This window comes from Ciceribacter ferrooxidans (assembly GCF_004137355.1).
Lineage (GTDB): Bacteria > Pseudomonadota > Alphaproteobacteria > Rhizobiales > Rhizobiaceae > Allorhizobium > Allorhizobium ferrooxidans.
On sequence record NZ_SDVB01000191.1, the window covers coordinates 156,907 to 178,953 of the forward strand.

Consider the following 22,047-nt stretch of genomic DNA (forward strand, 5'->3'; position numbering starts at 1 on the left):
ACCTCAGCGCTCGGACGCCTCGTCCGGCTGCCGTCGCTCCATGCGGCGTGTCTTCTCGGCTTTCGCCTCGCTCAGCGCCAAACCGATGAGATGGGCGAGACGTTCCTCCTTCTGCAGCTTTGTCAGATCGAGCAGCGTCGCAAGCTCGTTGGCGATATAGTCGATCCGTTCCGTCATTCCCTTCCCCCTTCTTTCTGGCGGTGCTCCGCCGCGCACCTGCTGATCTCCGGAATGCATACCAGAGATTGCATGGCGTTTCCATTCTCAATTGGCGCCGAAGGCTGGGCGGCCATTCGTGCGCGACCGGGAGCTTCTTCGGCGGCGCGGCCGTCTTGACGGTGATATAGTCCTCAGTTAAAGAAATGAACGTTCATTCAAGTAAGGAGACGGGGCCGTGGCGCGTCAGGCCGGGTCGACGGGTGAGAAGACCGCAGCGGCGATCCGCAGGCAGAGCCTCAGGCTCTTCGCCCAGCACGGCTATGACGCCGTCTCCATGCGCATGATCGCGGATGCCGTCGGCGTGCAGCCCGGCGCTCTCTACCAGTATTTCCCGACCAAGCAGCAGATCCTCGTGACGCTGATGCGCGAGCATATGGAGGAGCTTCTGGCGTCGTTGAAGGAGCAAGGAATCGGGAATGAGCCGCCGGAGGCAGCACTCGAACATTTTGCGCGCTTCCACATTCGCTATCACCTGACGCGCGCCGACGAGGTTTTCATCTCTTACATGGAACTTCGCGCGCTGGAACCTGCCGGGTTCAGGGAAATCGAGCGCTTGCGCAAAACCTATGAGAGCGAGCTGAAGGCGATCCTCGTTCGCGGAAGCGAGCGTGGCCTATTCCGGATCGAGGACTCCCATGTCTGCGCGATGGCGATCATTGCCATGTTGACGGGAGTCAACACCTGGTACCGCAGCGGCGGAAGGCTCTCTGAGAAGAAGATCGAGGAAATCTACGCGGAAATGGTGCTGCGCAGCGTCGGCTGCGCGCACTGATATTTGTTGTTTTCTGTTGGGAGGCGGGAATGTTCAACAGCACGATGAGATTTGGTTTTGACGAGGAGACGGAGGCGCTTCGCGACGCGGTTCATCGCCTCGCCCAGGAGCGCGTGAAGCCAATGGCTGCGGAGATCGACCGCAGCAACGCCTTTCCGAACGAGCTCTGGCGGGAAATGGGCAATCTCGGATTGCTGGGTGTCACCGTGCCGGAGGAATATGGCGGGGTAGGGCTGACCTATCTTGCCCACACAATCGTGGTGGAGGAACTGGCGCGGGCCTCGGCCTCCGTCTCGCTCTCCTACGGCGCCCATTCCAATCTCTGCGTCAACCAGATCAAGCTCAACGGTACGGACGAGCAGAAACGGAAATATCTGCCGAAGCTTGTTTCCGGAGAACATGTCGGCGCGCTTGCCATGTCGGAGGCAGGTGCGGGGTCCGATGTCGTGTCCATGAAATTGCGCGCCGAAAGGCGTAATGACCACTACCGCCTAAATGGCACGAAGTACTGGATCACCAACGGTCCGGATGCCGATACGCTGGTCGTCTACGCCAAGACGGACCCCGAGGCCGGCGCCAAGGGGATCACGGCCTTCATCATCGAGAAGACCATGCGAGGTTTTTCGACGTCCAGGCATTTCGACAAGCTCGGCATGCGCGGCTCGAACACGGCCGAGCTGATCTTCGAGGACGTCGAGGTGCCCTTCGAGAACGTACTGGGCTCGGAGGGGCGAGGCGTCAACGTGCTGATGTCCGGCCTCGATTACGAGCGCGTCGTCCTCTCGGGGATCGGTTGTGGCATCATGGCGGCCTGTCTCGACGAGATCATGCCCTACATGGTCAGTCGCAAGCAGTTCGGCCAATCCATCGGTGATTTCCAGCTGATGCAGGGCAAGATTGCCGACATGTACACGAAAATGAACTCCGCCCGCGCATACGTTTATGCCGTCGCTGCCGCTTGCGACCGCGGCGAGGTGACACGACAGGATGCGGCGGCCTGCGTTCTCTACGCTTCCGAGATGGCGATGGAGGTTGCCCACCAGGCTGTTCAGGCCATGGGTGGGGCCGGTTTCCTCAATGACAGTGCGGTCAGCCGGATTTTCCGCGACGCCAAGCTCATGGAAATCGGTGCCGGCACCTCGGAAATTCGCCGGATGCTGATCGGCCGCGAAATGATGAATGCGATGCGCTGAGGCATCCACCCCGCATGAGATGCGTGAAGTCTATCAGAGGCCGCCATGAGATATCTGCTCGCATTGCCCTTCTTTCTCGCAGCGCCGGTTGCTGCGTCCGATCGTTCAGAGCTGGCAGCCGAGGAGATCGCCTCTTGTCTCGGTGCCGCCGCAGCCGGGGGAGCCCGCGACTGTATCGGCACAATTGCAAGCGCCTGTCAGAAGGGGGTGAACGGGGGTGACAAGGGTTCGCCCGCCGATTGCCTGAACAAGGAAGCCGAAGCGTGGATGGCTGTTGCTGAGAACCGGCTCGAGGCTCTGCGCAAGAGGTTGAAACCTGCGCTCGTTGATGCGGTCGAGGCATCACAGCGGGCGTTCACGGCCTACCGGACCGCGCAGTGCGACGCGACCGGAGAATTCTTCTCCCAATATTCGGGAACCGCCTCTACCGGATGGCAGGCGACCTGCCTTCGGGACACCGCCGCGCAGCGGGCGATATCTCTCGACGACTGGGCCATGCGCATGGAGGATTTCGAGTAATGACAATCCTGAAATCGGCAATCGCTCTCGCATCGCCCGAATTCGCCAACAACAGGGCTGCGATGATCGCACAGCGCGAAGCAATCGAGCAGGAGGCCCGACGTATCATCGAGGGAGGCTCGGCAGCATCGCGCGATCGCCACGTCAAGCGTGGAAAGCTCTTGCCGCGCGACCGGGTGACCGGGCTCCTCGACGTCGGCTCACCCTTTCTGGAGATCGGGCTTTTTGCGGCGACAGGTGTCTACGACGAGGACATTCCGGCGGCGGGTCTGATCGCCGGCATCGGTCGTATCGAAGGCCGCGACTGCATGATCGTTTGCAACGATGCCACCGTCAAAGGCGGTACTTACTACCCGCTGACGGTCAAGAAGCACCTGCGTGCGCAGGAGATCGCCGAGGAAAACCGTCTTCCCTGCCTCTATCTTGTCGACTCGGGTGGAGCCAACCTCCCGAACCAGGATGAGGTCTTTCCCGATCGCGATCATTTCGGCCGAATCTTCTACAATCAGGCGCGGATGAGCGCGAAGGGGATCGCGCAGATCGCCGTCGTCATGGGCTCGTGCACGGCAGGCGGGGCCTATGTTCCGGCCATGTGCGACCAGGCCATCATCGTCAAGAACCAGGGGACGATCTTTCTGGCCGGTCCGCCGCTGGTGAAGGAGGCGACCGGCGAGGTCATCGATGCCGAGACGCTCGGCGGTGGCGACACCCATACGCGTCTTTCCGGTGTCGCCGACTATCTCGCCGACAACGATGATCATGCGCTGGCGCTCGCCCGCCAGATCGTCCGGTATCTCGGGCCGGCCCCGCGACCGGGCATCGCAATTGCCCCGTCCCGTGATCCCCTCTACACGGCGTCCGAGATGATGGGTCTCGTGCCGGCCGATCCGAAGCTGCCCTATGATGTCCGCGAGGTGATTGCTCGCATCGTCGACGGCTCGGATTTCGACGAGTTCAAGCCGCGCTACGGCACGACGCTGGTCACCGGCTTTGCCCATATCGATGGCGTGCCGGTCGGGATCATTGCCAACAACGGTGTCCTTTTTTCCGAAAGTGCACTGAAGGGTGCTCATTTCATCGAGCTCTGCTGCCAGCGCAAGATTCCGCTTCTCTTTCTGCAGAACATCACCGGCTTCATGGTGGGCTCTAAATATGAGGCGGGCGGCATCGCCAAGGACGGCGCCAAGCTGGTGACGGCGGTTTCGACCGCCGCCGTGCCGAAGGTGACGGTGATCATCGGCGGCTCCTATGGCGCCGGAAACTATGGCATGTGCGGCCGCGCCTTCGGGCCGCGCTTCGTCTGGATGTGGCCGAATGCCCGGATCGCGGTCATGGGCGGGCCACAGGCTGCCGGTGTCCTGGCCAATGTCAGGCGCACCGGCATCGAAGCACGCGGTGGCATGTGGTCTGCCGAGGAGGAGGCTGAATTCAAGCGCCCGACGCTGGAACTGTTCGAGCGCCAGTCCGCGCCGCTTTATGCCTCCGCCCGGCTCTGGGATGATGGGATCATCGATCCGGAAAAGACCCGTGACGTGGTGGCCCTTTCTCTCCGGGCCGCGCTCAACGCGCCGGTCGAAGAAACCAGGTTCGGCCTGTTCAGGATGTGAGGCATGACGATGTTTTCCAGGATCCTCATTGCCAACCGTGGTGAAATCGCCGTCCGCATCATCAAGACGGCGAGACGACTCGGGATCAAAACCGTCGCGGTGTATTCACAGGCCGACCGCGGCGCATTGCATGTCGCGCTCGCCGACGAGGCGGTGTTCCTCGGAGCCGCGCCTGCCACCGAAAGCTATCTCGACATCGGCAAGGTCGTCGCGGCAGCCCTTGCCAGTGGTGCCGAAGCGATCCATCCCGGCTACGGGTTCTTGTCGGAAAACCCGGATTTTGTCGATGCAGTCGGGAAGGCGGGCCTTACCTTCATTGGTCCCGCCGCCGCGTCGATCCGCACGATGGGCCTGAAGGACGCCGCCAAACGGCTGATGGAGGAAGCAGGCGTTCCGGTGGTGCCCGGCTATCACGGTGACAATCAGGACGCAGCCTTCCTGAAGCTCGAAGCCGGCAAGATCGGCTACCCGGTGCTGATCAAGGCGTCCGCGGGCGGCGGTGGCAAGGGGATGCGGCGCGTCGACACGGACGACGACTTCGACGCCGCGCTTCAGAGCTGCCGGCGCGAGGCGAAGTCTGCCTTCGGGGATGATCGTGTCCTGATCGAGAAGTACATTTCCTCCCCACGCCACATCGAGGTGCAGGTCTTCGGCGACGGGCGAGGCAACGTCGTTCATCTGTTCGAGCGCGACTGCTCGCTGCAGCGCCGGCACCAGAAGGTGATCGAGGAAGCGCCGGCGCCGGGCATGACGGATGCCGTGCGGACTGCGATGACCGAGGCCGCGGTCGCAGCCGCGAGAGCCGTCGCTTACAAAGGCGCCGGGACAGTCGAGTTCATCGCCGATGGCACGGGGCCGCTCCGGCCGGATGGGTTCTGGTTTATGGAGATGAACACGCGCCTGCAGGTGGAGCATCCCGTGACCGAGATGGTGACCGGCTTTGACCTGGTCGAGTGGCAATTACGCGTGGCGGCGGGTGAGCCGCTGCCGGTGCGGCAGGACGAGATCCGACTTCTCGGCCACGCGGCCGAGGCGCGACTCTACGCGGAGGATCCGGCGAACGGCTTCCTGCCGCAGGCGGGCCGGATCGATCACCTGGAGTTCGGGAGCGGCGAGGGCATCCGCGTTGATGCCGGTGTTCGCGCCGGCGATCAGGTCTCGCCCTATTACGACCCGATGATCGCCAAGGTGATTGGCCACGGCAAGTCGCGCGACGAGGCGATTGACCGGCTGAAGAATGCGCTCGACGGCACACACATTACCGGACTCACCAGCAATCGAGACTTTTTGCGCGCGCTTTGCAGGGACGAGATCTTCCGGCAGGGACGCATGGATACCGGCCTTATCGACCGGGGCATGGACGGTCTCATTGCACGGCCCGACGCGCCGGAAGAGGCCATTCTGATCGCGGCGCTTGCGGCTTCCGGTCTCGATCTGAGCGGACCGCATTGCGGCTTCAGGCTCTGGGGCGAGGCCAGTCATCGCGTGACTCTGCATGCGGGCGAAGAGGTCATCGAACGGCGCATCGTCCCGGGCGGCGGACGTGTCCGGCTCTTGGATGGTGGCGAGGAGGTCCTGCTCGAAGAGATCGTCTTCGACGGTCGGACCTTCTCGGCGCGTCTGGTCCGCGCGAACGGCAGCGATCGTGTGCTCGCCCGTCTTGTCGTCGACGTCCATGGTGGCGAGCAACGCATCTCGGTTCTGCTCGACGGCGAGACCTACGCCTTCGAGAGGCTGGACCCGCTGGAAGGCGAGGATGCCGCGCACCACCACTCCGGCGAGATCCTGGCACCGATGACGGGCATCGTCCGCCTCGTCGACGTCGGGGCGGGCGTTGCCGTGAAGGCCGGTGACAGGCTCGTCGTCATGGAGGCGATGAAGATGGAATATACGCTGAGGAGCCCGCGCGACGGCTTCGTCGACGCCGTCTTCTGCACCGAAGGCGGGCAGGCGGAAGGCGGAGCCGTTCTCGTCCGGATCACGGAGGAGAGACTCGATGGCTGAGTTTGTCACGGTCTACGAAGTCGGTCCGCGCGACGGATTGCAAAACGAGAAGGAAATCATTCCGGTCGAGGACAAGATCGCGTTGGTCGACCGTCTCTCCGAGGCCGGCTTCCGCAAGATCGAGGTCACGAGCTTCGTCTCGCCGAAGTGGGTGCCGCAGCTCGCCGACGCCGCCGAGGTGCTGGCTGGCATCTCGCGCCGGTCGGGCGTCGTCTACAGCGCGCTGACGCCAAACCTCAAGGGGTTGGAGGCGGCGCTCGCCGCAAAGGTCGACGAAGTCGCGATCTTCGCCTCCGCATCCGAAACCTTCAGCCGGAGGAACATCAACTGTTCCATTGCCGAGAGCTTCGAGCGTTTCGCCCCTGTCATGGAGGCGGCAAAGACGGCCGGCGTTCCGGTGCGCGGCTATGTCTCCTGCGTTGTCGCCTGTCCCTATGAAGGCCCCGTTGCGCCGGAGGCCGTTCGTCTGGTCGCCGAGCGCCTGATCATGCTCGGTTGCCACGAGATTTCGCTCGGCGACACGATCGGCGCGGGTGTGCCGGAGACCATCTCCGCCATGCTGGACGAAGTGCTGCGATCGGTGCCGGTCGTCAAACTGGCCGGTCATTTCCACGATACCGGCAACCGTGCGCTCGCCAATGTTGAAATCGCTCTCGACTACGGGCTGAGGACGTTCGATTCCGCCGTCGGCGGGCTCGGCGGCTGCCCGTACGCGCCGGGCGCCAAGGGCAATGTCGCGACTGGACCGCTCGTCGAGCTACTTGAAGGCCGCGGGTTTGAAACCGGAATCGACGCGGAGAAACTGAAGCGCGCCGAGGCTTTCATCAAGGGACGTGTTGGGCGTCTTTCCGGGAGGAACGCATGACGGAATTCGAAACGATCCGGATCGAAACCGATGAACGGGGCATCGCGCTGCTGACACTGAACCGCCCCGACAAGCACAATGCGCTGAACGCCCGGATGATCGGCGAACTCACGAAAGCCGCGGAAATCCTCGGTGCGGATGAAAGGGTCCGTGCCGTTGTGCTCGCCGGCAAAGGTGCGAGCTTTTGCGCCGGCGGCGATCTCGACTGGATGCGGGCGCAGCGGGAGAAAGACCGCGCCGGCAAAATGGAAGAAGCCCGGACATTGGCGACGATGCTCGCCGAGCTCAACGCTCTGCCGAAGCCGCTCATAGCCCGGGTCCACGGAAATGCCTATGGCGGCGGCGTCGGCCTGATGGCGGTCTGCGACATCGTCATTTCGGTGGACACCGCGCGTTTCGCGCTTACCGAGACCCGCCTCGGGCTCATTCCGGCAACCATCGGTCCCTTCGTCGTTCGCCGCATGGGCGAGGGTTACGCCCGGCAGGTCTTCTTTACGGCCAAGCCGTTCGATGCCGCCTTCGCATTGCGATGCGGCCTCGTCTCGACCGTGACCGAAGCGGAGAAGCTGGATGCCTGCGTGGAGGCCGAAGTCGAGGCGGTCCTGAAGACCCGTCGGGGCGCCGTCGCGGCGGCAAAAACGCTCTGCCTCGAGCTCGGCGGTGACGACCCGGCCGGCCTCGCCGAGCGAACCGCCTCCCTGCTTGCGGACCGATGGGAGAGTGCAGAAGCAGCGGAGGGCATCGAAGCCTTTCTCGCGAGGCGATAGGGGTTCCCCGTGACGGGATGTCTCCCATCCTGCCCCGGGGCAGTTTCCGTCTTCGGGCAACCGTCGGCGACGGACCCGAGATCATGACGGCTATACGGCTGTGCCGCTGTCGACGCCGGCTTCGGCGAAGGTCGCCATCCCGAGATGGCAGCGCAGGGCGGCTTTCGCAAGAATCGCTCCCAGCACCGCGCCGGTCCCTTCCCCGAGCCGCAGATCGAGATCAAGAAGCGGCCGGAGACCGAGGTGGGCAAGGAGACGTCGGTGCCCCGGCTCCATGGAGGCGTGCCCCACCATGCAATGCGCAAGGCTGTCCGGACCGCTGCAATGCAAGGCGAGAGCAGCTACCGAGCATATGAAACCGTCGAGCATCACCGGGATCGCCAGCAGGCGCGCGGCGAGAATTGCCCCCGCCATGGCGGCGATCTCGCGCCCACCAAGTATCCGCAGGGCATCCAGACCGTCCCCGATCGACTCCCGATGGCGTTCGACCCCCTCGGAAATGATCTGGGCCTTGCGCTGCAGGACGTCGCTCGAGACGCCCGATCCGCGACCACACCATTCGACGGCCGGGCCGCCGAGGAGCGCGAGGCACAAAGCCGAGGCCGAAGTCGTGTTTCCGATGCCCATCTCGCCGGGGCACAGAACACTCCCGTCCGGCCGCACGGCCCGCATTCCCGCATTGAACGCTGCCAGAGACTCCGCTTCCGTCATGGCGGGCGCATGCAGGAAGTTCCTGACCGGACGATCAAGCTCCAAAGGAACGACCGTCATGCGGGCTCCCAGTTCGGCACTTAACTGATTGATTGCGGCGCCGCCCCTTTCGAAATTGAGGACCATCTGCTCGGTGACGACCTGCGGATAGGCGGAGATGCCTGCTTCGGCGATGCCGTGATTGCCGGCAAAGACGCAGGTTTGCGGCTGGTCCATAACCGGCGGGTAGCGTCCTTGCCAGCGCGCGAGCCAGGCCACGATCTCCTCAAGCCGCCCGAGACTTCCTGGAGGCTTGGTCAGCATGCCGTCACGGGCGGCAGCGGCGTCGGCGGCTCGTGCGTCGCCTTGGGGAAGCCGCATCAGTGCCTCTCGCAAGGCGGCCAGATTTTCAAAGGGCGGAATTGGTACTTGCCTCGAAGAGAGGCTGTTTGCAGCAGACATACGGGTCCTCCACGTGACGCCGATCGTTCCGCCCTTTGCCATCGGGCGGATTTCGGTTGAGGATCAACTCGTCTTCTGACTTCCAGCGTGGCCGGGTTCAGGCACCTTCCCGTCCTGAAACGGACAGTGGCGGACAAAACCTCCTGAGACTCGTATCTGGTTACAGCGGCGGGACCGTCACGGAGTTTCACCGTGTTCCGTTAGTTGTCGGGAAGCCCCTATCCCGAGCCTTGCCCGCAGGCAACGGATGCCACGGCCATCTCATGTGGACGGCAGGCATTCCACAAGGACAAACGCTGGCGTGTTTGCGTTGACGCAAAGAGCCTGTTCGAAGGAGCTCAGGTCATCGTGCTGCCTTTCGGCGCCGTAAAGCGACTCTGCCAATGCATTGACGTACCCTGACATGAGGTGCAGTTCCTACCGATGCGCGCGACAGCCGTGTCACCGACAGCCACATCGTACAGGATGTCGTCTCATCTCGGATTGGCCACATCCTTTGCCGGTCAGGTTTCGCCGTTTGCATGGGTGGCGAGAGGCCGCGCCTTTCAGCGCTTGCCCGAATGAGCCGTTGGCCGTCGTCCGCAAGCGGCGGAAACATGAAGGCTTTGCCCCGGGCCGGCAGTTCGTCCAGGAAGGACCGAACGATGGTATCTTCGGCGGATCTGCCCATCCGCGTGGAGATTTCCGCACTTAGCCCGTTCGTAAGGGTGTAGAGGACCGATTGACGCTCCGGATCGCTACCGAGTTCGAGCGTGATTGACAGAAGGAAGCGCATCTGTCCCGCTTCGAGGAAAAGGCTTGCCAGCATGTCCACCGGTGGGACCTACTTGCAACTTGTTTCGAGATTGGATGCCATCTGTTCGGCGACCTGTGGCAAAAGGACGGGCGTCGCGCCACCTTATGCACTACGTCCGGCAGCAATACTCTTTTGGGTACCGACAACTATGGTTTGAGATGGAGAGAATGTCTGACGCGATGCGCACCTTCCATGTCCCTCCCGCCAACATATTGGCTCCCTATATCGACAGGCTATGGGGCTTGGAAAGCGTCGGTAACGAGCGGATTGCCTTGCCTATCCTGTTGCCGGGGACAGGGGCCGAGTTGTATTTTCACTACAGTACACCCTTCCGGCGATCCGCCGGGTCCGGCGAGTCCGTGGTGTGTCACGACGCCCATCTGTTCTGCATCCGCAGTCGGCCCATCGAGTTGCTGCCCGCCCGCGACATCGGTTTTGTCGCCGTGCGTTTCCGGGCTGGCATGATGCACCGTTTCATCGACATACCGGGCGGGGAACTCATCGACCGCGATCTTTCCGCCGATGATCTGTGGGGCGCAACAGGGCAGACTCTGGCCACCCGTGTGGCCAGCGCGGAAACGCTGACCGAGCGGCTGCGGCTGATCCAGTGCTTTCTCGTCGAACGCTTGGCGCGGCGATCTTCCGACTTGGTCTTCGAACACGCTGCCACCCTACTCTATGATAATTGCATCGATCTCACCATCGACCACTTGGCGGAGCGAGTAGGACTCGGACGGCGTCAGTTGGAACGCCGTTTCAATGCTATCGCCGGCCAGACTCCGGTCGAGTTGCGTGGCCTCGCCCGTTTCCAGAAAACCGTGCGCACCCTGATCTTGGACAATGGTGCCCAAACCACGGACGCGGCGCTGGCGCATGGCTACTATGATCAGGCTCACTTCATCCGTCATTTTCGGGGGTTGGCAGCGGAGTCACCAGAGCGCCATCTCAAGGCCGCTCGCACAAGGACGCATTTTTACAATACTCCTTGGCGCGCCTGCACCAAGATAGCGGCTCCCCTGTACCCTTAGGAGCCAACCATCATGTATCTTTTGCTGGCGGAATTGAGCGCTAGACCCTCCTGTGCCGGCGAGGTCGAAGACGTCTTGCGCGAACTGGTTGAAATTGCAGGCACCGAAGCGGGGAATATTCGCTACGCGGTGCACCGTCAAAAGGAAAACCCCGACACCTTCGTCATTTACGAACTCTATCGGAATGTCGCAGCCTGCGACGAGCATCTCGCGTCAACACCGGTGAAGCTGGCCATGCAACGTTTCGAGACGCTGCTGAGCGCACCGCCGCGCGTGATCTTTTGCGATCTGGTCGCCATGTCGGAACTGGGCTGCGTCCAGGTGTGAGGCATATGGCTCGCGCGTTGCCCCAGAGTCCCAATGGCACGACACGGCCCCTGCGCCGATAGGCCTCTGATGGGATCAAGTAGACGTCCTCACTTGGAGCAATTTTCGTTTACACCAAGATCGTGGGAAGAATACGAGACACATCAGTAGGTCAAACATGTGCGTTCCAAAGATCGTGTCCCATGGCGCGGTGTCGCTTCGGCGCTCGCTGCGCTTCCCAGACAGCGCCGGGAACTGCCAATACGGCAACTGCTGGTTAGAAGGACAGGATGCGTCGTTCTGCATGAAGCGCTCGAGGCCAGGGTCCAAGGATGCGGTCATGAGATCCAATCCGACGCCTGGACTCGCACATCACCAGATTGCGGCACTTGCGTGACGCCGGCTGCAACCGCCAAAAGATTGACGAACGTTGACGGCCCAACGACAATCGTGAGATGCGGAGCAGCAAAACCCTTGGGAACTCACCTTCCGGCGGTCTCGCTGCTCCCCAAGAGCTCGGACTGTCTTGTTCAGTTCTCCCGCAGGACAAGACCTTCTCGATACGGGGGCAGAACATGCGAAAGCTCATCGGCTATCTTTTCGCTGGCCTAGTTCTTTTCGGCTTTGCCGCCACTGCTTCCCTGGCGTACGCCTATCCAATAGCCGCCGCCGTTGTTTGCCCTTCATGCTACGGGATGGAATACGCCGGGCGACGCATTGTCGTCGATGCGGCAATGCCTGCCCAGATGCGGGCCGAGCTGTTGGGCGATGCCGAAATCGCGGCATCGGAGGTCGGAGCGTTTTATGGAGCGTTTTCCCGTCAACCCTACCTTGTCGCCTGTTCGACGGAAGCGTGCGACCATCGTATGGGAGGGCGTGGGGCCAAGGCCATCACACTGTCGACCCCCTTCGTGACGGTTCTGCGGCTTTCGCCGAGGGGCATCGACCCGACCATCCTGACGCACGAGTTTTCGCATGTCGAATTGCATCACAGGGTCGGCTTATGGGCGCGGCTCACCGGCGCGTTTCCCGCCTGGTTCGACGAAGGGATCGCTGTTCTCGTTTCCGCCGACCAGCGATACATAAGGTCCGCACCGACCGCTTCGGAACGATGTGTGCGTGACTCAGAGAGACCGTTGCCCACTACGCCCTTTGAATGGACTTCCAAGGTCGGCAAGGATTCAATGCTGTATGCGGATGCGGTGTGTCGTGTGCTGCGCTGGATGGATGCGAATGGCGGCAGAGATGGCTTGTTGAGAGCAATCGACGCCGCTGGCGACGGTACTGCCTTCAACCCCGATCAAGCTCTCCGTGGTCGAGGTCTGTCTTGATCGCCGGACCTTTTCCGTTCGTGCTGCGGTGCGGCTGCGTCTTGCCGGTTACGAGGCTTGCGGGGGATGAGGCGTTAGGAGGTTTGCGCGCAGCACCCTCGGGCTGACGCCCAACTTCTGTCGAAACACGGTCGTGAGGTGCGCATGGGAGGAAAAGCCGGCGGCCAGTGCAACCGCGCTCAGATCCTCGGTCCCGGCGGCAATCAGCGCCCGGGCTCGCGCGATCCGTCGGTCGAGAATATAGGAGTGAGGCGAGCGGCCGGTCGCTTGCCTGAAGACCCGGGAAAAGAATCCGGCGGAAAGGCCGAGCTCGTCAGCGAGATCCTGCACCGTCAGCGTCAGGTCGAGACGGGTCTCGATGAAATCGTCGATCCGCCGCAGACGCTGCGTAGTCATCCATCGTGCACTGTCCGTCGGGGCTTGGCGACCACGTATCTGCACATGGAGGCGCTCGATGAGGAAGCCCATAAGGGCTTCGAAATGCAGCGGGTCGGCGGCAGGAAAGGCGAGCAGCAAGCGCCTCGTCGCCTGCGCGGCCGCGATAGCAGGTGGATCCGTGCGGTCGCTGAAGGGCAGGTCGATGGACACGTCGAGATCGAAGCCCGTCACGGCGAGATACTCTCCGCCCGCAGGCGACCGCGAGTAGACGTCGCAGCCCTCCGGCACATAGGCAAGACCATTCGGTTTCGCACGAAACGGGCGGATGCGATCGCCGGCATAGGCATGCATGCCCTCCTGGCTCTCGAAGGCAAAGCCGAGCAGAGCGCGGTCCGCCGTGTAGCGGGCTTCGTAAGCTTGGCGCGGCAGCAGTTCCGCCGTCCAGCGTCCGACCGTCACCCGCCGCGTTGGCTCAGGCTTCAAAGCCGCGGTTCCTTCCATACGCTCTTCCACCCTTCGGATCAGGTTCAGACGCCCTTTTACGTCAGGAATCTGAAAGCGTCACGCGTCCGGGCATGCCAGTTTCGCGACCTGCAACATAAGACGGAGCGACGAATGAAGCAGTTTACCCGCAAGGACATCGAAGAGGCGGCCGCGCTCGTCTATCGGCATATGCTACCCACGCCGCAATATACGTGGCCACAGCTTTCAGGCGAGGTGGGGGCGACTGTCTGGGTGAAGCACGAAAACCACACGCCGGCAGGCGCGTTCAAGGTTCGCGGCGGTATCACCTTCCTGGACTGGCTTTGCCGCGCATTGCCGGAGACCCGGGGGATCGTCACTGCGACACGAGGTAATCACGGCCAGAGCCAGGCACGCGCTGCAAGGGTTTGCGGCCTCGAAGCGCGGATCGTCGTCCCGCACGGCAATTCCGTTGAAAAGAACGCAGCCATGCGTGCCTGGGGCGGCGAGGTCATCGAGTTCGGAGAGGATTTCGACGAGGCGCGAACCGAAGCCCGTCGGCTTGCCGCCGAGACGGGGCATTTTCTCGTGCCACCTTTCCATGAGGAGATCGTCCGTGGTGTCGCGACCTACGCTTTGGAGTTCTTCACGGCGGTGCCCGACCTCGATGCGGTTTATGTGCCGATCGGCTGCGGTTCCGGCATCTGCGGCGTCATCGCCGCGCGCGATGCGCTCGGCCTCGAGACCGAGGTTATCGGCGTGGTCTCCGCCCACGCACCGGCCGCGAAGCTTTCCTTCGAGGCGGGACGGCTGATCGAGACGGAAACGGCGCGGACATTTGCCGACGGCATGGCCGTTCGCGTGCCCGTGGAGGATGCCTTTGCAATCTACGCGAAGGGAGCGTCGCGCATTGTTGCCGTCACCGATGACGAAGTGGCCGAGGCCATGCGTGTTCTCTATCGCACCACCCACAACGTCGCCGAGGGGGCAGGCGCCGCGTCGCTCGCGGCCCTTCTCCAGGAGCGCACCGCCATGCGCGGCAGGAGGGTCGGCATCATCCTCAGCGGCGCCAATGTGGATGCCGAGGTGTTCCGGACGATTCTGGCCGGGGAGACGCCGCGGCTCGCTTGAACCTTCCGTCACGTCAACGGAACGGCGAGCCCGCGCTTCAGTGTCTTCAGGACGACATGGGTGGTGAACTTGCGGACATTCGGGTTCTCGTTCACCAGCCGCTCGGCGAGCGTATCGAAATCGTCGATCGATCTACAAACGACGACGAGCGTGTAGTCGCCGCGGCCGGTGATGCACCAGGCTTCCTGGACCTCCGGCGTCTTCGCGATCCAGCGGTGCAGGTTGGCCATCAACTCGGGCCGATCCCGCTCGAGTTCCAGCTCGACAAGCAGGGTGACGCCGAGCCCCACCTTCTTCGCGTCGATGATCGAAACGTCGCCGAGGATGACCTTCTGCTCTCGCAACCGCTGCAGCCGCCGCTGCGCCGAGGATGGAGAAAGGCCGGTGCGGGCCGCGATGTCCTCGATCGTCGCGCGGGCATCCTCCTGCAGGATTGCCAGGATCTCCCGGTCGGCGGCGGTCACGTTATCGGGTGACCCGTTCGATCCTGCGCGTTTTCTGGGTAAATTATCCATTTGTCCGCCCCTGTTTGACGAAGTTTCCCGTCTCCGACAGCTATGCTGCCTGCATGACTGATTTGCAACAATTCCCCAGCGTAGATGGCATCCTTGCTGCGTATGGCGCCATCGATCCGCTCTTTCTCGACACACCGCTCGTCCGGCATGCCGCGGCCGATGCCGAACTTCGGTTCGCGCTTCACGCCAAGGTGGAAATGCTGAACCCGATCCGCGCCTTCAAGGGACGCGGAACCGATTGGCTTCTCCAGACGATGCCTTCCGCCGACGTGCCGCTCGTGACGGCCTCTGCCGGAAACTTCGGCCAGGGGCTCGCCCATGCGGCTGCCAAGCGGGGACGCAAGGCGATCATCTTCGCGGCGACAAACGCCAATCCGCTGAAGATTGCCGCCATGCGAGCGCTCGGCGCCGAGGTGCTCCTCCACGGTGAGGATTTCGATGCCGCGAAGGTGGAGGCGCGCCGCTTCTCTGCCGAGAAGGGTTATGCCTTCGTCGAAGACGGGGCCCATGCGGCTATCGCCGAGGGTGCAGGCACGATTGCACTTGAGGTCACGCGGCAAGCCGAGGTGCGGGGCATTGCGCTCGATGCCATCCTCGTGCCCCTCGGTAACGGCGCACTGCTGACGGGTATCGGGACGTGGATCAAGGCCAAGTTGCCCTCCTGTCGCGTGATCGGCATCGTCGCGGCGGAGGCCCCGGCGATGCTCCTTTCGTGGCGGCGCGGCACCTGCTTCGCCACCCCGTCGGCGCCGACGATCGCCGATGGGATCGCCGTGCGTGAACCGGTTCCCTATGCGCTCGAGTCGATGAAGACGACGGTGGACGAGGTCTGGACAGTGGACGAGGACACGATCCGGTCCGCGATGCGCTTCTGCCGGCAGCATTACGGCCTCGTCGTCGAGCCAGCCGGTGCAGCCGGCGTGGCCGCAGCGTTGGAACACCGTGGAAGACTTGAGGGACGATCAGTGGCGACGATCCTCTGTGGCGGCAACGTGCCGCAGGAGCCAATACCTGGACCAGTGCGGATTGATGTTCTGGCCTAGTGACATGGCTTCGACTGGCTCGTGACCGACGAGTGAACAGGCAATCAACCTCGATGGGGCAGCTCTGCGGGCTCGGTTGACCTTAAAATCACCGGAGGAGAAGCTTGTCGTCAGTGTCCTCGGTGAGCGTTTGCCCAACATCCGGTTGCGATGCGGATTTTTGCGGATCCTCGATGACGTTCAGCGGCGCGGAGATGGTCGTTGCCGCGACAGTGCCGATCGTGCGAGCGGTTCCGCCGATCACCGCCGCCACGCCATCGCCCAATGTCACCCTGGAATCCGTCAGCGTTTGTCCCTTCATCAGACGCTCGCCAATAAGTCTAACGATGTGTGGGCTCGCGGCGAACTTTCCGTGATTGAGGCTGTCGCCGGCATCGAGTTTTGTCAGATCGACAACGGTAATGCCCGCCTGCTCGAACTTCGAGTGATAAGGCTCGTCGGCGGGATTGACAGAACCGAGACGCTGAACATTCCCAGTGATCAGGCTCGAAATCGCGAGCGCTTTATCGTCCTGCGATACGAAAATCGTGAACTTTGCGTTGTGTCGCCCCATCTCGACGAATTGCTTTGCAAAGACCTGGATGTCGATGTCCGGCGACGCGAGAATGACGTTGGCGATTTTCGGGTTCAAATGGCCGTTGCGGATGCCCATCTGACGTAATGCTTCCATCGTGAGCCATGTCCCCATCGAGTGAGCCAGAATCGTGATGTCCTTCACATCGGGATTCGACGCCAGAACCTGTAGCGATTGTTCCAAGGCGGTCCGGGAGTAGTTGGTGCTCTCCTTGTCATACTCGTAGGCTGCGAGTTGAGCTCGCGAGGGCCACGTGAAAAGGATCGGAGCGGCCTGCATTCGACTGTCATGGACAATCTGGGCAAGGCGGAAGACGGAATCTTCATAATTGTTATTATAGCCGTGAACGAAGACTAGCGCGTGTCCGCCTGCGGCGTGTTGCCTGAACCACGCCGTTGCTTCGGAAAGGGTCTCGACCTGCCGCACGCGTGCGACCGCGAACTCCTTGGCCGGGTCTGGGGGCAGTTGTCTGGGCCACTGCACAGTGCCGGGTTCCCTCCGCTGCGGAATCGAAACCGCGATTTCCGTCAAGAACGGTCTCGGGCTGCGCTCGCCGTTGAATAATATCCCGGGGTCACCGGAGGGTTGACGGTTCGTTGCGACCAGCATCTCAACCCGCGATGTCTTCGCGGCATGGGCTGCCGGCTCGACGGGCATCATGACCCCAACCGGATGTCCACATCCTGAAAGGACAAGGAGGACGCCGAAGAGAAGCCTGTCACGCATGGGGGCTCCGGGAAGGATTCGCCTGCGAATCTATGATCTGGTCGTAAAGAAGCCGGACGCCAGTCCGGCTTCCGAGTGTAGAACGTTAGGGGCCAACGAGGATGATTGCCCGAGCGCGCTATTCAAAGATGCCTTCAAGGCATTTGACATCATTCGCGTGGTACCTCGCACCACGACTAACCGACTTCGATAGCCGGTGGCTTCCATCGGCCATCGAGCGCTTCAGGCTTCGGAAGGTAAAGCCGCATTACCGCGTAGAATGCGTCCTTCGGAGCGGGGAGCCAGTTGGATTCCAGGTCCGCACCCGGACTCTCGTTCTGCAGGTAGAGAACGATCTCGCCCTTGTCATTCTTCTTCAGGTCCGCAAGCATCGACGAGTTGATGAGGTAGCGATGAATTGGATTGGCCACGAGAAGTTGCTTTGGCCTGTCGTACATCGTGATCGACCAGAAGGCATCGACTGATGGAAGCGTCTCAGAGGTGAAGGTCAGAGTGTATCTTCCCGTCCTGCCGTCGAGGGGCGCGTTCTGTGCGTCGAAGGCATAGATGACATAGAGCGCCTCCTGCACGGAGTTACCGTAGATGCCGCCCTGCGCCGCCGCGGCACGAACCATGTATTGGCCCTTCATGAATTCCGGTGAGCCGAATATCTTAGACGAATCCGTCAGGCTCGCCGCGACATCGCGAATTTCTTGCTCGGTCGTTACAGCGACCTCTTTCATCAGTCTCTCGGTGTCTGGCGACAAGTCCTGCGGAGGCCATGGTGAGCCGTCCCTAATTCCAAGGATGCCGAGGTTCTTGCGCTGTGCTTCGTCACCCGGATAGGGCGGGGCGAACTGTAGAAGGAAGGCGGCAAGCGACCAGTAATCGGAAACCATCTTCTCGTCGGAGATCGACAACCATTCGACCGCTGGCGGAGCCTGTGGAACCGGCGTACCCGCATAGGCGGAAAGCAACTGCGCCTTATAGCCCGCCTGGATCTCCTTCACCCTCTCAAGATCGTCGGGCGAGAAGAGTTGCGTCCTGACGATGCCGATGGCCAGTGTGGTCGGCATTTCGATAACGCGCTTGATGCCCTTGGGTGTGTCTCCCTTCCAACTTGGACCGGTGATCAGAAAATCGCCGCCTCCGTTGCCGTCGACCCGTGTTCCGGGGTAGTCGACATTGTTGGTATAGAGGTCGATGAGCTGGAGCGAATAGTAGCGGTTCTCCTCGATCGGCGGCATGGTCACTACGACGGGTTCCGCCCTCAGATCGAACACGATGAAGGAATAGGGCGTGTCCGAATTCGGCGTGATGATCGCCGTATCGTCCGGCGTATAGACCCTGGCGATGTTCACCAAAGTGTTGAGCGGTCCCTTGTATTGGCCGCCGCCCGGCTCCAGCGCATATTGATACATGGTGAGATAGTTCTTCACCATCGGATAAGTGTAGATATAAGCTTCGCGCGCGATCGCCTCGGCGTTCTCCCTTGCGAAAGCCGGCATCGACGACACCGACAGTGCCATCATTGCGGTGGTGGCCTTCAGAAACGTACGACGTCTCATTTCACTTCCTCCACGACGGGGAACTTCCACGTTCCATCCAGAATCTGCATCTCGGGCCGGTATAGGCGAACCATGTAGTTCCAGCCCTCGGGCGTCGGCAGGCAGTTGACAATCTTGCCGTCGCAACCTCCGAACTGGATCGTGATCGATCCATCCGCGCTCTTTTGCGCAGTCACATTGTTCAGCGAATACGCATTGAGTTTGTTGGGGGTGAAGAAGCCGTCCTTGTTATAGACGGTGACCGACCAGAAGTCCTTCACGGGAACATCCTTCACGGTCAACCGATAGATGCTCTTGCCGTCGTTCTTTTCAGGCGTGACATTGAGATAGAGCGCTTCCTTGTCCGGGTTTCCTCCCCATCCGAGCGCGGCCCCGATCAGGTGCCGGATCGGCTCTACTTCGTCGCGCGATCCGAACATCTTCGCGGTGTCGGGCAGCAAGGCGCCGAGATCGAGGAGCGCGCGGCGGGTCTTGTCCCGGCTCTTTGCGTCCCAGTCGGGGATTTCGAAACGACCCTGTGCCGCCTGCTCGACCGTGATCGCGTCCTGAAGCGCATGAACCTTGTTCATGTCGTCCGCGTCGGCGGGGTCAGCAAAGAAACGGAACGCGGCGGCCACATATCGGGTGCCTATGTCCTCCCGCGTCAAGGTGTGCGATCCAGCCCCATAGTATACGCCGTGGGCATAGTGATCCTCGTCGATCACGAGCAGCGACACAAACCGGTCGCCGGACTCCGGCACGGTGATCGTCACCGGTCCCGCGTCCAGATCGAAGACGGCGGAAGAATAAAGAGTGTCCCGGTTCAGCCGGATGACCGTCTGCTTATCAAGCGGCGCCATTTCCCGCGTATGGTCGAACTTGCCGAAGCCACCGTTGGCGGCGATGCCGGAAAAGTAGAGGTCGCTCTCCGCCCGCACGAAGTTGTCGCTGTTGACAGGAACTGGATCGGCAGCGGCAGGCAAGACAGCGAGCAGCGTTGCCGCAATTGTCGAAAAGCTCATTCTTGCAAGAGACATGGAAACCCTCCAAAGTTGGCAATGAAAAAAGCGCAGGTTGTTGGTGAACGGCTAGAAGCGCACGACCAGGCCGAGGATCGGACCTTGCTGGACCACGTCGAAGACAAAGCCGTCATGGCTGTAGTCGACACCGAGCGCGCGATAGCCGGCGGTGGCTGAGATCCGTTCATTGAACTCGTAGCCGAGGCCGGCGGCGATATCCCAGTCGAGGTCCGCCTGTCCGGCACCGATCAGTCCCCAGGCGCTGACATAGAGACTGGCGGTCAGGAAATATCGCCCGCGCACCCCGGCTATGGCGTCGACCCAGGTGGCGCTATCGCTGTCCGACACGCCGTCCAGAAGTCCACCGGAGAAGGAGATTTCGGTGCTTGCATGCCAGAGGCGTGCACCAGCGACGACATCAAGGTTGCCGCGGCTGTCGTCAAGGATGGCATAACCGACGCCGACAAGTCCGGCGAATGTCTCCGATGTGGTATCGACGCTTCCAGCCGCGATGCCGAGCGGCGTGGTAACCCCGGAGGACACCTTGGTGTACATGATGTCGCCAAAGATGCTGAAGCGGTCGTGACGGGCTTCACCGATCGCCATGAATCCGAAGTCGAGATCCTTCAGTATGTCTCCGAAGTCGGATTCGAGATGCACCTCCGGCAGGCCGAACTGCGCGACGTCGCCGGATATGCCGGCCGCCCAAGAATATGGGCTTACGGCGAAGCTCCAGTCGTCGTCCGCAGCCGGTTTGGCTTCGGGAACTATGAATGGTTGCCGAAGATCGGCGGCACTCACAGGGGCAACCAGCGTCACACTGAAGAGCACCGCCGCTGAGACTGAATTCACTTTCATTGATAGGTCCTTCTGCCATCAGGTATGGATTCCGATTCGGCTCGGCTTTCAGTTTGGGAACAGGAGTGTGAGCGTCGTTCGTAGTTCCCACTCCGGCCCTCCCGTCGGCGCGTCGGTAGACTCTTGCGCCTTTCTATTCGTGTGTAATTGCTGCCACATGTGACCGCCGACGGACTCAATTTGCACGTTCGTTGGCGCTACATTGTCCGAATTCAGACAATTTGCGGTAGTCTTTATTCTCGCCTGTTCGCGCGTTTGCCGCGTGCTCTGGAGAGTGGATTGCTGCACGGCTGTCGCTGCAGGCATTTCCAACCCGCTGCCGGTTGCCGATTGTCGAGACTGGACAATCCTTGAAGTTTATGTTGTTATCCCGTCGATCTGCCATTCCCGGATGCGGAACGTGGCGCCACCGCAAGTCTGTCTTTTAGGGGGTTCGGCGCGTTTGGTGTCGGGCGCTTGAAGTTCGACGAGTTTGTTCCCGTGGCCCGGCTGCCTGCCGGGCCACGCACCGCATTCGATTGGCCGAAGGCATTCTGTCTGGGGGGATAGCAATGTGGAAAAACCATGTTGGATCTTGCGCGAGAGAAAGCGGAAGAGGTCATGAGGAGGGGCGCTTGGCTCTCGACCATGACGGAGACCTTCCGGTCGGAGTTGTTGCGCCATGCGCGCTTGCAGCGGTTTGTTCCCGACCAGATAATCTATAGGTTCGGTGACCCGGTCGGAGGAATGTACGGGCTTGTCGCCGGTTCGCTCTCCATCAATTCGGCGCCTCCCGATGCGATTCCGCGTTTGATCCACCTCGGAATGCCCGGGACATGGACGGGAGAGGGTCCGTTCCTGACCGGGCAGCCACGTAGGATCGAGTTGCGCGCCTTGGGAGGCGCCATCATGATGCACGTGCCCCTCGATGCGCTGGAGCAGATGGCGGCCCGCGATCCCGGCGTCGCGCGGGCGATCGGGATGAACACTGCATTTACTGTCGATGTGCTTGTCCGGATCGTTCACGACCTGCAAAAGCGCGATGTCGGGCGCAGAATTGCGTCCGTGCTGCAACGGACGGGCTGGCTTGGTGATGTCGCGATACCTCTGTCCCAAACGGACATTGGCATCATGGCAAATGCGTCCCGCCAGCAGGTCAACGCAGCAATGCAACGGTTTGCTGAAGCCGGTTGGGTGAATTACACCTACCGTTCCATCGCCGTGACGAACGCGCAGGCACTACGACGCTACTCCGAAGGCGACGGATCGGAATAGGC

Annotated in this window: 21 protein-coding genes and 1 riboswitch; of the genes, 13 read left to right on the forward strand and 8 right to left on the reverse strand. The window is 61.8% G+C overall.

All coding sequences use genetic code 11. The features are described from left to right. Positions 1-3 precede the first annotated feature (3 nt). Positions 4-177, reverse strand: coding sequence for a hypothetical protein (locus tag EUU22_RS25230; protein ID WP_165351121.1), 174 nt, complete (start codon positions 175-177; stop codon positions 4-6). Between the two features lie 217 nt (positions 178-394). Between EUU22_RS25230 and EUU22_RS08790 the strand changes: the two genes are divergently transcribed. The 7 genes from EUU22_RS08790 to EUU22_RS08820 are packed head-to-tail and all read left to right on the forward strand — an operon-like array spanning position 395 to position 7,946. Beyond that, positions 395-991 carry a TetR/AcrR family transcriptional regulator gene (locus tag EUU22_RS08790; RefSeq protein ID WP_129331634.1) on the forward strand — a complete coding sequence of 199 codons (597 nt, stop codon included), beginning with the start codon at positions 395-397 and terminating at the stop codon, positions 989-991. A gap of 44 nt (positions 992-1,035) precedes the next feature. Next, complete coding sequence (locus tag EUU22_RS08795) at positions 1,036-2,184, forward strand: acyl-CoA dehydrogenase family protein (RefSeq protein WP_500681141.1); 1,149 nt, start codon at positions 1,036-1,038, stop codon at positions 2,182-2,184. 45 nt (positions 2,185-2,229) lie between these two features. Next, entirely contained in the window at positions 2,230-2,703 is a 474-nt protein-coding gene (locus EUU22_RS08800; protein WP_129331638.1) for a lysozyme inhibitor LprI family protein, read from the forward strand. Then, the gene (locus EUU22_RS08805) at positions 2,703-4,310 is read left to right on the forward strand and encodes a carboxyl transferase domain-containing protein (RefSeq protein WP_129331639.1); all 1,608 of its coding nucleotides are present in this window, start codon (positions 2,703-2,705) and stop codon (positions 4,308-4,310) included. Before EUU22_RS08800 ends, EUU22_RS08805 begins: the two co-directional genes overlap by 1 nt. A 9-nt stretch (positions 4,311-4,319) precedes the next feature. Next, positions 4,320-6,314, forward strand: coding sequence for an acetyl/propionyl/methylcrotonyl-CoA carboxylase subunit alpha (locus EUU22_RS08810; RefSeq protein WP_129331735.1), 1,995 nt, complete (start codon positions 4,320-4,322; stop codon positions 6,312-6,314). Next, the gene (locus EUU22_RS08815; RefSeq protein WP_129331641.1) at positions 6,307-7,179 is read left to right on the forward strand and encodes a hydroxymethylglutaryl-CoA lyase; all 873 of its coding nucleotides are present in this window, start codon (positions 6,307-6,309) and stop codon (positions 7,177-7,179) included. The genes EUU22_RS08810 and EUU22_RS08815 overlap by 8 nt, the downstream gene beginning before the upstream one ends. Further along, complete coding sequence (locus EUU22_RS08820) at positions 7,176-7,946, forward strand: crotonase/enoyl-CoA hydratase family protein (protein ID WP_129331643.1); 771 nt, start codon at positions 7,176-7,178, stop codon at positions 7,944-7,946. The genes EUU22_RS08815 and EUU22_RS08820 overlap by 4 nt, the downstream gene beginning before the upstream one ends. A 90-nt stretch (positions 7,947-8,036) precedes the next feature. On the opposite strand, the gene cobT is transcribed toward EUU22_RS08820, so the two are convergent. Further along, a complete protein-coding gene (cobT, locus tag EUU22_RS08825; protein WP_129331736.1) occupies positions 8,037-9,098 on the reverse strand; it encodes a nicotinate-nucleotide--dimethylbenzimidazole phosphoribosyltransferase in 1,062 nt (353 codons plus the stop codon). A 70-nt stretch (positions 9,099-9,168) separates the two neighbouring features. Beyond that, positions 9,169-9,297, reverse strand: a riboswitch (cobalamin riboswitch). Positions 9,298-10,061: 764 nt separating this feature from the next. Between cobT and EUU22_RS08830 the strand changes: the two genes are divergently transcribed. The 3 genes from EUU22_RS08830 (at position 10,062) to EUU22_RS08840 (ending at position 12,559) form a co-directional block, all read left to right on the forward strand. Continuing rightward, on the forward strand, positions 10,062-10,922 hold the full coding sequence (locus EUU22_RS08830; protein ID WP_162699125.1) for a helix-turn-helix domain-containing protein: 861 nt from the start codon (positions 10,062-10,064) through the stop codon (positions 10,920-10,922). A 12-nt stretch (positions 10,923-10,934) separates the two neighbouring features. After that, on the forward strand, positions 10,935-11,249 hold the full coding sequence (locus tag EUU22_RS08835; RefSeq protein ID WP_112691364.1) for a putative quinol monooxygenase: 315 nt from the start codon (positions 10,935-10,937) through the stop codon (positions 11,247-11,249). Positions 11,250-11,803: 554 nt separating this feature from the next. Beyond that, positions 11,804-12,559, forward strand: coding sequence for a hypothetical protein (locus EUU22_RS08840; RefSeq protein WP_112691363.1), 756 nt, complete (start codon positions 11,804-11,806; stop codon positions 12,557-12,559). Between the two features lie 48 nt (positions 12,560-12,607). On the opposite strand, the gene EUU22_RS08845 is transcribed toward EUU22_RS08840, so the two are convergent. Then, a complete protein-coding gene (locus tag EUU22_RS08845) occupies positions 12,608-13,420 on the reverse strand; it encodes a helix-turn-helix transcriptional regulator (RefSeq protein ID WP_205687876.1) in 813 nt (270 codons plus the stop codon). A 132-nt stretch (positions 13,421-13,552) separates the two neighbouring features. Between EUU22_RS08845 and EUU22_RS08850 the strand changes: the two genes are divergently transcribed. After that, entirely contained in the window at positions 13,553-14,530 is a 978-nt protein-coding gene (locus tag EUU22_RS08850) for a threonine dehydratase (protein ID WP_112691361.1), read from the forward strand. Positions 14,531-14,538: 8 nt separating this feature from the next. Here EUU22_RS08850 and EUU22_RS08855 read toward each other — a convergent pair whose 3' ends face one another. Beyond that, the gene (locus EUU22_RS08855) at positions 14,539-15,045 is read right to left on the reverse strand and encodes an Lrp/AsnC family transcriptional regulator (RefSeq protein ID WP_129331644.1); all 507 of its coding nucleotides are present in this window, start codon (positions 15,043-15,045) and stop codon (positions 14,539-14,541) included. Between the two features lie 53 nt (positions 15,046-15,098). On the opposite strand from EUU22_RS08855, the gene EUU22_RS08860 reads away from it, so the two are divergent. Then, the gene (locus tag EUU22_RS08860) at positions 15,099-16,088 is read left to right on the forward strand and encodes a threonine ammonia-lyase (RefSeq protein WP_112691359.1); all 990 of its coding nucleotides are present in this window, start codon (positions 15,099-15,101) and stop codon (positions 16,086-16,088) included. Between the two features lie 88 nt (positions 16,089-16,176). On the opposite strand, the gene EUU22_RS08865 is transcribed toward EUU22_RS08860, so the two are convergent. The 4 genes from EUU22_RS08865 to EUU22_RS08880 all read right to left on the reverse strand — a co-directional run bounded on the left by EUU22_RS08865 (position 16,177) and on the right by EUU22_RS08880 (position 20,791). Further along, complete coding sequence (locus EUU22_RS08865; protein ID WP_129331646.1) at positions 16,177-17,388, reverse strand: alpha/beta hydrolase; 1,212 nt, start codon at positions 17,386-17,388, stop codon at positions 16,177-16,179. A gap of 176 nt (positions 17,389-17,564) precedes the next feature. After that, complete coding sequence (locus EUU22_RS08870) at positions 17,565-18,935, reverse strand: DUF1254 domain-containing protein (protein WP_129331648.1); 1,371 nt, start codon at positions 18,933-18,935, stop codon at positions 17,565-17,567. Continuing rightward, positions 18,932-19,951 carry a DUF1214 domain-containing protein gene (locus EUU22_RS08875; RefSeq protein ID WP_129331650.1) on the reverse strand — a complete coding sequence of 340 codons (1,020 nt, stop codon included), beginning with the start codon at positions 19,949-19,951 and terminating at the stop codon, positions 18,932-18,934. Before EUU22_RS08875 ends, EUU22_RS08870 begins: the two co-directional genes overlap by 4 nt. A gap of 51 nt (positions 19,952-20,002) precedes the next feature. Then, complete coding sequence (locus EUU22_RS08880; protein ID WP_129331652.1) at positions 20,003-20,791, reverse strand: hypothetical protein; 789 nt, start codon at positions 20,789-20,791, stop codon at positions 20,003-20,005. A gap of 564 nt (positions 20,792-21,355) precedes the next feature. On the opposite strand from EUU22_RS08880, the gene EUU22_RS08885 reads away from it, so the two are divergent. After that, positions 21,356-22,045: a Crp/Fnr family transcriptional regulator gene (locus EUU22_RS08885; protein ID WP_112691354.1), complete on the forward strand. Its 690-nt coding sequence runs from the start codon at positions 21,356-21,358 to the stop codon at positions 22,043-22,045. The last annotated feature ends 2 nt before the right edge of the window (positions 22,046-22,047 follow it).

Bases quoted from the DNA above. Each gene is read 5' to 3' on its own strand.
- EUU22_RS08855 (WP_129331644.1), bottom strand. From the start codon at position 15,045: ATGGATAATTTACCCAGAAAACGCGCAGGATCGAACGGGTCACCCGAT.
- EUU22_RS08815 (WP_129331641.1), top strand. From the start codon at position 6,307: ATGGCTGAGTTTGTCACGGTCTACGAAGTCGGTCCGCGCGACGGATTG.
- EUU22_RS08795 (WP_500681141.1), top strand. From the start codon at position 1,036: ATGAGATTTGGTTTTGACGAGGAGACGGAGGCGCTTCGCGACGCGGTT.
- EUU22_RS08835 (WP_112691364.1), top strand. From the start codon at position 10,935: ATGTATCTTTTGCTGGCGGAATTGAGCGCTAGACCCTCCTGTGCCGGC.
- EUU22_RS08875 (WP_129331650.1), bottom strand. From the start codon at position 19,951: ATGTCTCTTGCAAGAATGAGCTTTTCGACAATTGCGGCAACGCTGCTC.
- EUU22_RS08800 (WP_129331638.1), top strand. From the start codon at position 2,230: ATGAGATATCTGCTCGCATTGCCCTTCTTTCTCGCAGCGCCGGTTGCT.
- EUU22_RS08805 (WP_129331639.1), top strand. From the start codon at position 2,703: ATGACAATCCTGAAATCGGCAATCGCTCTCGCATCGCCCGAATTCGCC.
- EUU22_RS08865 (WP_129331646.1), bottom strand. From the start codon at position 17,388: ATGCGTGACAGGCTTCTCTTCGGCGTCCTCCTTGTCCTTTCAGGATGT.
- EUU22_RS08860 (WP_112691359.1), top strand. From the start codon at position 15,099: ATGACTGATTTGCAACAATTCCCCAGCGTAGATGGCATCCTTGCTGCG.
- EUU22_RS08830 (WP_162699125.1), top strand. From the start codon at position 10,062: ATGTCTGACGCGATGCGCACCTTCCATGTCCCTCCCGCCAACATATTG.
- EUU22_RS08885 (WP_112691354.1), top strand. From the start codon at position 21,356: ATGTTGGATCTTGCGCGAGAGAAAGCGGAAGAGGTCATGAGGAGGGGC.
- cobT (WP_129331736.1), bottom strand. From the start codon at position 9,098: ATGTCTGCTGCAAACAGCCTCTCTTCGAGGCAAGTACCAATTCCGCCC.
- EUU22_RS08820 (WP_129331643.1), top strand. From the start codon at position 7,176: ATGACGGAATTCGAAACGATCCGGATCGAAACCGATGAACGGGGCATC.
- EUU22_RS08810 (WP_129331735.1), top strand. From the start codon at position 4,320: ATGTTTTCCAGGATCCTCATTGCCAACCGTGGTGAAATCGCCGTCCGC.
- EUU22_RS25230 (WP_165351121.1), bottom strand. From the start codon at position 177: ATGACGGAACGGATCGACTATATCGCCAACGAGCTTGCGACGCTGCTC.
- EUU22_RS08840 (WP_112691363.1), top strand. From the start codon at position 11,804: ATGCGAAAGCTCATCGGCTATCTTTTCGCTGGCCTAGTTCTTTTCGGC.
- EUU22_RS08880 (WP_129331652.1), bottom strand. From the start codon at position 20,791: ATGAAAGTGAATTCAGTCTCAGCGGCGGTGCTCTTCAGTGTGACGCTG.
- EUU22_RS08870 (WP_129331648.1), bottom strand. From the start codon at position 18,935: ATGAGACGTCGTACGTTTCTGAAGGCCACCACCGCAATGATGGCACTG.
- EUU22_RS08850 (WP_112691361.1), top strand. From the start codon at position 13,553: ATGAAGCAGTTTACCCGCAAGGACATCGAAGAGGCGGCCGCGCTCGTC.